The sequence below is a fragment of the Pseudomonas sp. ASL4 genome (assembly GCF_056680395.1).
On record NZ_CM155280.1, the window covers coordinates 5,515,606 to 5,527,753 of the forward strand.

Annotated in this window: 10 protein-coding genes; 8 read left to right on the top strand and 2 right to left on the bottom strand. The window is 61.2% G+C overall.

Translation table 11 applies throughout. The annotated features are described in order from the left end of the window. Entirely contained in the window at positions 1–1,074 is a 1,074-nt protein-coding gene (locus AC1MEW_RS24995; RefSeq protein WP_480423930.1) for a diguanylate cyclase, read from the bottom strand. 317 nt (positions 1,075–1,391) lie between these two features. Here AC1MEW_RS24995 and AC1MEW_RS25000 point away from each other — a divergent pair, with 317 nt between their 5' ends. From AC1MEW_RS25000 to hglS, 6 genes are all read left to right on the top strand, one after another. Next, positions 1,392–2,846: a flavin-containing monooxygenase gene (locus AC1MEW_RS25000; RefSeq protein ID WP_323570425.1), complete on the top strand. Its 1,455-nt coding sequence runs from the start codon at positions 1,392–1,394 to the stop codon at positions 2,844–2,846. Positions 2,847–2,868: 22 nt separating this feature from the next. Further along, a complete protein-coding gene (locus tag AC1MEW_RS25005; RefSeq protein WP_480423932.1) occupies positions 2,869–3,795 on the top strand; it encodes an alpha/beta fold hydrolase in 927 nt (308 codons plus the stop codon). A gap of 217 nt (positions 3,796–4,012) precedes the next feature. Continuing rightward, positions 4,013–5,512 (top strand): glycolate oxidase subunit GlcD, encoded by a 1,500-nt coding sequence (gene glcD / locus AC1MEW_RS25010; RefSeq protein ID WP_201257086.1) that lies wholly within the window; start codon positions 4,013–4,015, stop codon positions 5,510–5,512. After that, on the top strand, positions 5,512–6,561 hold the full coding sequence (glcE, locus tag AC1MEW_RS25015; RefSeq protein ID WP_480423933.1) for a glycolate oxidase subunit GlcE: 1,050 nt from the start codon (positions 5,512–5,514) through the stop codon (positions 6,559–6,561). Before glcD ends, glcE begins: the two co-directional genes overlap by 1 nt. A gap of 1 nt (position 6,562) precedes the next feature. Then, positions 6,563–7,783: a glycolate oxidase subunit GlcF gene (gene glcF, locus AC1MEW_RS25020; RefSeq protein ID WP_322268079.1), complete on the top strand. Its 1,221-nt coding sequence runs from the start codon at positions 6,563–6,565 to the stop codon at positions 7,781–7,783. A gap of 88 nt (positions 7,784–7,871) precedes the next feature. Then, positions 7,872–9,263, top strand: a complete 1,392-nt coding sequence (hglS, locus tag AC1MEW_RS25025; RefSeq protein ID WP_480423935.1) for a 2-oxoadipate dioxygenase/decarboxylase HglS — start codon at positions 7,872–7,874, stop codon at positions 9,261–9,263. Between the two features lie 224 nt (positions 9,264–9,487). Here the strand turns inward: hglS and AC1MEW_RS25030 are convergent, their stop codons facing one another. After that, a complete protein-coding gene (locus AC1MEW_RS25030) occupies positions 9,488–10,165 on the bottom strand; it encodes a type 1 glutamine amidotransferase domain-containing protein (RefSeq protein ID WP_201202467.1) in 678 nt (225 codons plus the stop codon). A gap of 240 nt (positions 10,166–10,405) precedes the next feature. On the opposite strand from AC1MEW_RS25030, the gene AC1MEW_RS25035 reads away from it, so the two are divergent. Continuing rightward, the gene (locus AC1MEW_RS25035) at positions 10,406–11,536 is read left to right on the top strand and encodes an alkene reductase (protein WP_201257084.1); all 1,131 of its coding nucleotides are present in this window, start codon (positions 10,406–10,408) and stop codon (positions 11,534–11,536) included. 98 nt (positions 11,537–11,634) lie between these two features. Continuing rightward, complete coding sequence (locus AC1MEW_RS25040) at positions 11,635–11,940, top strand: ArsR/SmtB family transcription factor (RefSeq protein ID WP_322268075.1); 306 nt, start codon at positions 11,635–11,637, stop codon at positions 11,938–11,940. The last annotated feature ends 208 nt before the right edge of the window (positions 11,941–12,148 follow it).

Below are 12,148 nucleotides of genomic sequence, written 5' to 3' on the forward strand. Positions count from 1 at the left end.
TCAAACCGAATCCAGCATCTCACGACGGGGCTTGCCGTCACTGCAACAGATAACGCGATTGCGTCCGGTGGTCTTAGCCTCGTAGAGCGCCTCGTCGGCGTCGTTGAGCCACAGGGTCGCATCGGTGTGCGTCGGGTTGAAGGCCGCCAGGCCAATGCTCAGGCTGACTTTCAGCGCCGGGTTTTGCTCATAGCCCAACGTCGCAAAGCGATCGCGCAAGGCGTCCATCGTGGCGGCGGCACTGTTGAGCGGCAAGTCCGGAAGGATCACGCAGAACTCGTCGCCGCCGTAACGCCCGGCGACATCCGCTGCCCGCAGGTTTTGCTTGAGCATTTTGCTCAACTGCCGCAGGACGATGTCCCCGGCGACGTGGCCGTAGGTGTCGTTGATGGTTTTGAAGTGATCGATGTCGATCAGCGCAATCGCCCCGCCCTGGTTCTGTCGCTGACAACGCTGGAATTCGACGTCCAGTTGATCCTTCCAGGTGCCGTGGTTCAGCAAACCGGTGAGGCTGTCAGTGCGGCTCAGGGCCAGTAATTCACGTTTTTGCCGGCCAAGGACATGGGCCTGGCGAAAGCAGATCCAGCCGAGAGCCAGAGGGTACAGGCACATCAAGGGCAAGCAGGCATACAGCTGCAATGGACTGGTTTGCGGAATGAACGCAGGGGTAAAAATCAAAAATCCGACGCCGATCCCAAGGACTTGCGCCACGCTGCCGGCCAAGAGAAAACGCAAGCCGCCGATGGCCACGTTGTTCATCGCCATCATGGAAATGGTGGTCGCACTGGGCAATGGATTGAACTGCATCGCTGCGACCCAGAAGCCGCCGAGAAAGGCGTCCACCAGCAAGTTGCGGTGTTCGGCATGGTAGGGAATGGTGGCGCGGCGGGCCCATTGGTACGCGAGGTGCGGCCAGAGCACGCCATTGAGCAACATAACCACCCAAACCCAGGGCGCAGGGTTGAGCGGGTACATCGCCACACTCACGCACAACAACCCAAGGGCCAACCCCAAGGTTCGCGACGTATAGAGCCTCCTGGCCAGTGAAAGTCCCTTTCCTCCCGTTTTTGCCATAGAGGCCTCTGCCACCTAACGGAATCTGATTACACCGAGGGTTACGGGTGTGAACGCAGTCTATCAGGGCAACCTCAAATAGCCATCACCGACTAGCGGTGAATAGCTTGCTATCTGTAGGAGCGAGGCTTGCCCGCGAAGAACGATAACGCGGTAGAACTGATAGACCGCAGCGCCTGTATCGCGAGCAAGCTCGGCTCCCACAAAAGCGAAAGCATCGCGGGCAAGCCTCGCTCCTACGAAAGCGGAAGCAGCGCACCTACAGTTTGGCTATACATGATGGGAGGATTTGATAAACAACGGCAAAAAGGAGGCCCATGCAGACCTTTGAAGTGTTGATCATCGGCAGCGGCTTTGGCGGCCAGTGCGCGGCGATCAATTTGCTCAAGGCAGGGATCAGCGATTTTCGCCTGCTGGAACGGCGGGACTTTTTCGGCGGCACCTGGTGCCAGAACACCTACCCCGGTGCGGCCGTCGACGTGCCCTCGCCGCTGTATTCGCTGTCCTTCGCGCCGTACCGGTGGACGCAGATGTTCGCCGAACAGGCCGAACTGCACCGCTACACCCAGTACGTGGTGGAGCACTTTGGCCTGCGGGACAAAGTGGAACTGGAAGCCAACGTCGAGGGCATCGAATGGGACGAGGCCGGCAAACGCTGGGCGGTGCACACCGGCACCAAAGGCACGTTCTACGCGCAGTTCCTGATTAACGCGACGGGGCCGCTGAGCCAGCCGGTGGTCCCTCACTTCGAAGGCCAGGAGCGCTTCCAGGGCAAAACCTTTCACACCAATAATTGGGATCATTCCTACGACTACAGCGGTAAACGGGTCGCCATCGTCGGCAGCGGCGCCAGTGCGGCCCAGGTGATTCCGGCGATTGCCCCGAACGTCGGACACCTGCACGTGTTTCAGCGCTCGGCCCACTGGGTACTGCCCCGCGCCGATCGAACGTTCGGGAAATTTCAGCGTTGGTTGCTGGGGCTGAAACCGGCCTACAAGCTACTGCGCTGGATGATCTACTGGCAATTCGAAACCCGGGTGATCGCCTTCAAATATTCAAAACCGGCGATTCATATGGTTCAGCAACATGCCCTGCGCTTCCTTAAACGCCAGGTGCCTGACCCGGAACTGCGGCGCAAGTTGACGCCGGATTTCACCATCGGCTGCAAGCGAGTGGTGGTTTCCAGCACCCTGTACCCGGCGCTGGGTCGGCCGAACGTGACGCTGCACAGCCGCGAACAAGGCATCGCTTCCCTCGACGAAACCGGCATCAACACTTTGGACGGTCAGCACATCGACGTCGACCTGATCGTCTGGTCCACCGGTTACGACGCCACCGACGGGGTCATTTCCTACCCGGTCACCGGCAAGAACGGCAGGCAGCTGAAGGACGTTTGGGCCCAGTACCCCCGGGCCTATCTGGGCACCAGCCTGCCGGACTTCCCCAACCTGTTTATCGTCACCGGCCCCAACACCGGCATTGGCCACACTTCGGCGCTGTTCATCATCGAATCCCAGATGAATTACATCCTCGGTTGCATCCGCACACTAAAAGAACAGGGTCTGCGCAGCATTGAAGTGCGCCCCGAAGCAGAACGTACCTACACTGAAATGATCCACCGGGAAATGGAACGCACGGTGTGGAAGTCCGGGGGCTGCCACAGTTGGTATCAAAGCAAGAGCGGTCATGTGATCGCCATGTTTCCGGGGTTCAGTTTCAGCTATCACCGCTTGACCCGGGCGTTGAAACCCGCCGACCACATTCTGTCCTGATCACGTAGAAGGAACACGCCTGATGCTTGTGTTGGTTGTCGCAATCGCGGTTTTCGTGGCCTGGAGCTGGTTGAGTTACCCGGCCATCGGCCGCTGGCTGTATGACTTGAGCATGGCGCTGGAGGCCAAGCTGTATCGGCTGCACAAGATCGTCGTGCCGATCAGCGAGATGACCGTCTCGACCTGGCAAGGCGGGCCGTATGAAGCCACCAGCGGGATACTGATGCTGCACGGCTACAGCGCCGACAAAAACCTCTGGCTGCGCTTTGCCCGGCATTTTGTCGGCGACTACCGGGTGATCATCCCCGACCTCGCCGGCCATGGTGAAACCGGCTTCAAGGCCGGTGGCGGCTACGACATCGCCCTGCAGGCCAAGCGGATGATCCAGTTGCTTGACGTATGCGGAGTCGAGAAGGTGCACGTGATCGGCAACTCGATGGGCGGCTACATCGCGGCATGGCTGGCCGCCACCTACCCCGAGCGGATTATCTCGGTGGCGCTGATCGACCCGGCGGGCGTCAGCGCCCCGGAAGTCAGCGACCTGGAGCGTCAACTGTCCAAGGGCCATAACCCGTTTCTGATTCACACCAAGGAAGAATTCCAGCAGTTCTACGCCATGACCATGGCCAACCCGCCGTGGGTACCCGGCGTCATACTGGACGCCGTCGCCCAGCGCTATGAACAATGCCGCGACGAACTGGCGGAAATTTTCCAGGACTTTCGCGCCAGCCCGCCGATGGAGCCGAAACTCGCCGACATCAAATGCCCGGCACTGCTGCTGTGGGGGCGCAAGGATCGGTTGATCGATGTCAGCAGCGTGGCGGTGTGGAGCAAGGGCATTGCCAATTTGCGCGTGGACATCTGGGAAGGGATTGGCCACATGCCGATGGTCGAGCAACCGACGAGGGCGGCGCGGTTGTATCGGGATTTTTTGGGACCGCGGCGGTGAGCATTCTTGTAGTGATGGAAGTTATTGGAGCGAGGACCACTTTTGTGGCGAGGGAGCTTGCTCCCGCTAGGCTGCGCAGCAGCCCCCAAACCAGACACCACGGTTACTCAGTCAGTGCGCGTTTTCCGGGTTGCGACTGCTTCGCAGCCGAGCGGGAGCAAGCTCCCTCGCCACAGGGGACTGTGGTTGGCAGTGAAGGCAGAAACGGACCAGCGCAATGAACATTCTGTACGACGAGCGCGTCGACGGCGTTCTGCCAAACGTGGACAAAGCCGCCCTGCTCAACCTGCTGCACCAGCATGTCCCCGACCTCGACCTGCTCTGGCGCGAGGAAGAACTCAAGCCCTATGAATGCGACGGCCTCTCGGCCTACCGCACCACGCCAATGCTGGTGGCCCTGCCCCGGCGGCTGGAACAAGTGCAAAAACTGCTCGAAATCTGTCACGCAGAACAGGTGCCCGTAGTGGCTCGAGGCGCCGGTACCGGGTTGTCCGGCGGTGCCTTGCCGCTGGAAAAAGGCGTGCTGCTAGTGATGGCGCGTTTCAACAACATCCTGCACATCGACCCCGCCGCCCGCACCGCTCGGGTCCAACCGGGCGTGCGTAACCTCGCGATTTCCCAGGCTGCCGCGCCCTTCGGTTTGTATTACGCGCCGGACCCATCCTCACAAATCGCCTGTTCCATCGGTGGCAACGTCGCGGAAAACGCTGGCGGCGTGCATTGCCTCAAATACGGCCTGACCGTGCACAACTTGCTGAAACTGGAAGTGCTCACCGTCGAAGGCGAACGCCTGACATTGGGTTCTGAAGCCCTGGATTCACCGGGTTTCGACCTGCTGGCGCTGTTCACCGGTTCTGAAGGTTTGCTCGGAATCATCACCGAAGTCACCGTCAAACTGCTGCCCAAACCCCAGGTCGCCAAGGTTTTGCTGGCCAGTTTCGATTCGGTGGAAAAGGCCGGCCGCGCCGTGGCCGAGATCATCGCCGCCGGGATTATTCCCGCAGGCCTGGAGATGATGGATAACCTGGCGATTCGCGCCGCCGAGGACTTCATCCACGCCGGCTACCCGGTGGACGCCGAGGCGATTCTGCTGTGCGAACTCGACGGCGTCGAAGCCGATGTCCACGACGAATGCCAGCGGGTGCGCGAAGTCCTGCAACAGGCCGGCGCCAGCGAAGTGCGCCAGGCCCGAGACGAAGCCGAACGCGTGCGCTTCTGGGCCGGACGCAAAAATGCCTTCCCGGCCATCGGTCGCCTGTCGCCGGATTACTACTGCATGGACGGCACCATCCCCCGGCGCGAACTGCCCGGCGTGCTTGAGGGCATCGCCCGTCTCGCCGCCGAGCATGGCTTGCGGGTCGCCAACGTATTCCATGCCGGCGACGGCAACATGCATCCGCTAATCCTGTTCGATGCCAACCAGCCCGGCGAACTGGCCCGTGCCGAAGCATTGGGCGGGCAGATCCTCGAGTTGTGCGTGAAGGTCGGCGGCAGCATCACCGGCGAGCACGGCGTCGGCCGGGAGAAAATCAATCAGATGTGCGCGCAGTTCAACAGCGACGAGCTGACCCTGTTTCATGCGGTGAAAGCCGCGTTCGACCCTCAAGGCTTGCTCAACCCCGGCAAGAACATCCCCACCCTGCACCGCTGTGCCGAATTCGGCGCGATGCACATTCACGCCGGGCAACTGCCGTTCCCTGAACTGGAGCGCTTCTGATGCTGGAGTTCGATGCCAGCGAGGCGCTGCTCGCGCAGGTCAATCAGGCCCGGGAGAACGCCACGCCGCTGCGGATTCAGGGCAGCAACAGCAAAGCGTTTCTCGGCCGCGAGGTGGCCGGGGAAGTGCTCGACACCCGCGCCCATCGCGGTATTGTCAGCTACGACCCGACGGAACTGGTGGTCAGTGTTCGCGCCGGCACGCCGCTGAGCGAACTGGTGGCGGCACTCGATGCCGCCGGGCAAATGCTGCCCTGCGAGCCGCCGTCATTCGGCGAAGGCGCCACGGTGGGCGGGATGATCGCGACGGGGTTATCCGGGCCACGGCGACCATGGTCGGGTTCGGTGCGGGATTTTGTCCTCGGCACGCGGGTGATCACCGGCCTCGGCAAACACCTGCGCTTTGGCGGCGAAGTGATGAAAAACGTCGCCGGGTATGACCTGTCGCGCTTGCTGGTGGGCAGTTACGGCTGCCTCGGCGTGCTGACGGAAGTCTCGCTCAAAGTGCTGCCAAAACCCCGGCAATGCTTGAGCATCAGCCTGGAAATCGACAGCGACCGCGCCCTGAGCAAACTCGCCGAATGGGGCCAGCAGCCGCTGCCAATCAGCGCCGCGAGTCACGATGGTCAGCGTTTGTATTTGCGGCTGGAGGGTGGCGAAGGTTCGGTGACGGCTGCCCATCAACGACTCGGCGGCGAGCCGCTGGACTCGTGTTATTGGGCTGATCTGAATGAACAACGCTTGGCATTTTTTGATGAAGGACCCTCGTTGTGGCGACTGTCGCTACCCAATAATCTCGGGCCTTTGTCGCTGCCGGGCAAGCAACTGATCGACTGGGCCGGCGCACAACGCTGGTTAAAATCCGAGGCCCACGACATCCAGTCGTTGGCCCATGAACTGGGCGGCCATGCCACCTGTTTCAGCCACGGCGCCAGTGAAACACCGTTCCAGCCGCTGGCCCCGGCGCTGCTGCGCTACCACCGGCAACTCAAGGCGCAACTGGACCCGCTAGGGCTGTTCAACCCGGGCCGGATGTACGCGGAGCTCTAGCATGCAAACCACCCTCAGCGAGCAATCCCGGAAATTACCGCGGGCCGCCGAAGCAGAAAAGATCCTGCGTACCTGCGTGCATTGCGGCTTCTGCAACGCCACCTGCCCGACCTATCAACTGCTGGGCGATGAACTCGACGGCCCGCGCGGGCGAATTTACCTGATCAAACAAGTGCTCGAAGGCGCCCCCGCCACCGCGCAGACCCAATTGCACCTGGACCGTTGCCTGTCGTGCCGCAATTGCGAAACCACCTGCCCGTCCGGGGTCGATTATCACAACCTGCTGGACATCGGCCGAGCTGTGGTCGACCAAGCGGTGCCGCGTCCGGCCGGTCAACGGTTGTTGCGCGAGGGGTTGCGGGCATTGGCGCCGAACCCAAACCTGTTCAAGTCGTTGCTGCAGATCGGCGCGACGTTCCGTCCGTTTTTGTCACGGGATGTCGAAGCGAAGCTGCCCCACGACCTGCCCGCCACCGGTGTGCGCCCTGCCCCTCGGCATGCGCGGCGCGTGTTGATGCTCGAAGGCTGTGTGCAACCCGGCCTGTCGCCCAACACCAATGCCGCTGCGGCGCGGGTGCTGGATCGCCTTGGGATCAGCGTCATTGCGGCGCCTGAGGCCGGCTGCTGCGGTGCGCTGGATTATCACCTCGACGGTCAGGCCAAAGGGCTGGATCGCGCCAGGCACAACATCGATGCGTGGTGGCCGCATCTGGAAAATGGCGCCGAAGCCATCGTGCAAACCGCCAGCGGTTGCGGCGCGTTCATCAAGGACTACGGGCATTTGCTGGAGGACGATCCGGTCTACGCGGCCAAGGCTCTGCGGGTCAGCGAACTGGCGCTTGATCTGGTGCAAGTGCTGGCCGTCGAACCGTTGGAACGAGTGTGCGCCGCGACGGACCGGCGGATTGCCTTTCATTGCCCCTGCACCTTGCAGCACGCCCAGAAACTCGGCGGCGCTGTAGAAGCGGTGCTGACCCGGCTGGGTTTCAACCTCACTGCCGTGCCGGACAGTCATTTATGTTGTGGCTCGGCCGGCACCTATTCCCTGACCCAACCGGAACTGGCCCGGCAACTGCGCGATAACAAGCTCACCGCGCTGGAAAGCGGCCGCCCCGAACTGATCGTCACCGCCAACATCGGCTGCCAAAGCCACCTCGCCAGCGCCGGACGAACACCGGTCAGGCATTGGATCGAACTGGTGGACCAGTCGCTGGGAGAATGAAGTCCGTAGGAATCTTCGTTTGTCGGCACGGCAGAAGGCTGCGATCTTTTCCCCCATCCTCTCTGTCACCGTGCCAGGAATTTTTTTCATGAGCCACCCGAGCTTCGTCAGCCCCGACCTGATCCGCCAACGCTTCTCCAAAGCGATGTCCGACATGTACCGCGAAGAAGTACCGCTGTACGGCGCGCTGATGGAACTGGTGGAGCAAACCAACCGCCATGTGCTGGACAGCGATCCGCAAATCGCCCGGCAATTGGAAAGCACGGGTGAAATCCAGCGCCTGGATCTGGAACGCCACGGCGCGATCCGCGTCGGCACCGCGGCTGAACTGGCGACCCTCGCCCGGCTGTTCGCGGTGATGGGCATGCAACCGGTGGGCTACTACGACCTGACCCCGGCCGGGGTGCCGGTGCATTCCACGGCATTTCGCGCGGTGCATGAAGCGGCGTTGCAGGTCAGCCCGTTTCGGGTGTTCACCTCGCTGCTGCGCCTGGAGCTGATCGAAGACCTGGAATTGCGCACCTTCGCCCAATCGGTGCTGGATAAACGCAAAATCTTCACCCCGGCCGCGCTGGAGTTGATCGAGCAGGCCGAAGCCCAGGGCGGGCTTGAAGAACAACAAGCCTGGGAGTTTGTCGAACAGGCGCTGGAAACCTTCCGCTGGCACCACAGCGCCACCGTCACCGCCGCGCAATACCAGCAACTCAGCGCCCAGCATCGACTGATCGCTGACGTGGTGGCATTCAAAGGCCCGCACATCAATCACCTGACGCCGCGCACGCTGGACATCGACATCGTCCAGGCGCAAATGCCGGCCCACGGCATCACCCCCAAAGCGGTGATCGAAGGCCCCCCGCGCCGGCAGTGCCCGATCCTGCTGCGCCAAACCAGTTTCAAGGCGCTGGACGAGCCGATTGCCTTCACCGACCAAGACGAGACACGCGGCAGCCACAGCGCTCGCTTCGGTGAAATCGAGCAACGTGGTGCGGCGCTCACACCTAAAGGCCGGGCGCTTTACGATCGTTTGCTCAACGCTGCTCGGGATGAGTTGAAGGGCTTCCCGAACGAAGCCAATGCCGCACGCTACAACGAGTTGATGGCTCAGCATTTTGGCGAATTCCCTGACACGATCGAGGGCATGCGCCAACAGGAACTCGCGTACTTTCGCTACTTCGTGACGGAAAAAGGCCTGGCGGCGGATGGGCTTGGCGGGAGGTCGCTGGATGACTTGCTGAGCGGCGGATACGTGCGGGTTGAACCGCTGGTGTACGAGGACTTTTTACCGGTCAGTGCGGCGGGGATTTTCCAGTCGAACCTGGGGGATGCGGCGCAAACCCACTATGGCGTGCATTCGAATCAGCAGGCGTTCGAAAAAGCGCTGGGGCGCTCGACGATTGATGAGTTGGGGTTGTATGCCGAGACGCAGCAGCGCTCGATTGATGAGTGCTGCAACTCTCTGGGATTGCCGAGTTTGGCCTGACGTTTGTGCACATCATTGTGGCGAGGGGGCTTGCTCCCGCTCGGCTGCGCAGCAGTCGTCAATCCTGCGAACGCGGTTTATCTGAAAGAACCCACGAGGGGCGCTTCGCACCCCAACGGGGGCAAGCCCCCTCGCCACAAGCAAGCTCCCTCGCCACATGAAGGTGTTCAGCCAAACCATTAAAGTGGTCAGCCAAACAGTGAAAGTGCTCAGCCGACCAATGTTTAAGCCAGCTTCGCCAACAGCGCTTCAGCCGTAGCCTCGGAAGACGCCGGATTCTGCCCGCTCAGCAACAACCCATCGGTGGTCACATAGCTGGCCCAATCATCGGCTTTTGTGTAAATCCCACCGTTGGCCTTCAACATATCCTCGACCAAAAACGGCACCACATCGGTCAACTGCACCGCTTCTTCTTCACTGTTGCTGAACCCGGTCACACGCTTGCCTTTAACCAACGGCTGACCGTCCGCGTCCTTGACGTGACGCAGCACACCCGGCGCGTGGCAGACCGTCGCGACCGGTTTTCCGGCCTTGTAAAACGCCTCGATCAGCGCGATCGAGTGCTTATCTTCGGCCAAATCCCACAGCGGGCCGTGGCCGCCCGGATAAAACACGGCGTCGAAATCTTCAGCCTTCACGCTGCTCAGCAGCACGGTCGACGCCAGTGCGGATTGCGCAGCCGAGTCTTTGCGAAAGCGTTCGGTGGCGGCGGTTTGTGCGTCTGGCTCGTCGCTTTTCGGGTCCAGCGGTGGTTGGCCGCCCTTGGGCGAGGCCAGGGTCAACTGGGCACCGGCGTCCTTGAACGTGTAATACGGCGCGGCGAATTCTTCCAGCCAGAAGCCGGTTTTCTTACCGGTGTTTCCCAATTGATCGTGGGACGTTAGAACCATCAGGACTTTCATGTCGTTCTCACTTGATTTCAGGAATATTCGGACGCTTAACGGCGCGTGGGTACTGAGTCATTGACCACCCGGTTGCGTGGTTCGTTTCACTGAGTGGCCGGATCATACGGGACCGTTTCGAATTTAGATATTGATATATCACAATATCGTGATACTCCTATAAAGGCGTTCACAGCGCACCCTGCTCAGCCACGGCTGACGGCGCACGAACGCACTCATTCCGCTTTACAGGACTTACCGATGACCGGTTCCACCCTCTTCACGCCCATCCGCCTCGGCCCGTTCACCCTGCAAAACCGCCTGGTACTGCCGCCGCTGACCCGCTCGCGCAGCACTCAACCCGGCAACATTCCCAACGCCCTGATGGCTGAGTACTACCGTCAGCGCAGCAGCGCCGGCTTGCTCATCACCGAAGGCATCCAGATCGAACCCCGCGGCCAGGGTTACGCCTGGACGCCGGGGATTCATAGCCAGGAACAGATCGACGGCTGGAAACAAGTCACCGCAGCGGTGCACCTTGAAGGCAAGCCGATTTTCGCCCAGTTGTGGCATGTTGGCCGGGTTTCTCACACTTCCCTGCAACCGGGTGGCGCGGCGCCGATCGCACCTTCGGCCGTCCCTGCAACGGCGGTCAGCGTGTTTATCGAAACCGGCCCCGGCACTGGCGCGCTGGCCGAACCGTCCATGCCCCAGGCCTTGAGCACCGAACAAGTCAAAGAGCTCGTTGAGCTTTACGCCCAAGCGGCGCGCAATGCCATGGAAGCCGGTTTCGACGGCGTCGAGTTGCACTGCGCCAATGGTTATCTGGTCAATCAGTTCATCTCCGCCCACAGCAACCAGCGCACCGACGAATACGGCGGCTCGCTGAGCAATCGCCTGCGTTTTCTGTATGAGATCACTGAAGCCGTGGCCACGGTGGTTGGCAAGGATCGGGTCGGCGTACGGTTTGCGCCGCTGTTCGCCAGCACCGATGAAGCGCGGGTCTACCTCGGATTGGTAGAAGAGAACCCGCACGAAACTTACCTGGAAGCCGTCAGACTGATGGAACAGATCGGTATTGCCTACGTGTCCTTGGCCGAAGCCGACTGGGACAATGCCCCCGAACTGCCGATCACCTTTCGCCAAGCCGTACGCGAGGCATTCAGCGGGTTGCTGATGTACGCCGGCAAGTATTCGGGCGAACGCGCCGACAAAGTATTGAACGCTGATTGGGGCGACCTGATCGGTTTCGGTCGCTGGTTTATCGCCAACCCGGACCTGCCGGCGCGCCTGCTGAATCAATGGCCGCTCAATGAACTGGATGCCTCCAGCCTCTACGGTGGAACCGCCGCCGGTTACAGCGATTACCCGCGCTACCAGCCGAGCCTGTAAACTGCGCGGCAGATCGGGCCTTCGACTCAAGGTGCCGATCTGCCGGCCTCAGGGTTTCGGCTTATTTCGACGCAGCAAACAGGCTCCCAGGCTCGACCATGACCCTTGATCTGAACGACATCATCAAAGCCCTTTCCAACCCCACACGCCTGCAAATCATGCTGTGGCTGAAGGACCCGCGCGTGCACTTCCCGACCCAGGAACGCGACCCGGAAGAAATCGGCGTGTGCGTCAGCATCATTCAGGAAAAGGTCGGCCTGTCGCAGTCCACCGTGTCGCTGTACCTCACCGCGCTGCAACGAGCCAACCTGGTGACCTCGCAGCGGATCGGGCCGTGGACCTATTACCGGCGCAACGAAACCACCATCACTCAATTCGTCGAGCAGATCGGCGCCAGCCTCTGAATGATGGCGCATGGCCTTGATGCGCAAGAAGTTGCGCACTTTTTTTTCGAACCCCCCCTCCAATATCGCTAAGCGCCAAGCCCGCCGTGGCCTCCAGCCGAGTGCGCAAGAAGTTGCGCAGTACTGCGCAACTTCTTGCGCACTTTGTGGGGTGTTTTCCCTTGAAAATCACTCAAGCAATTGAAAAACCTCGGCCATCCCCCCGGTT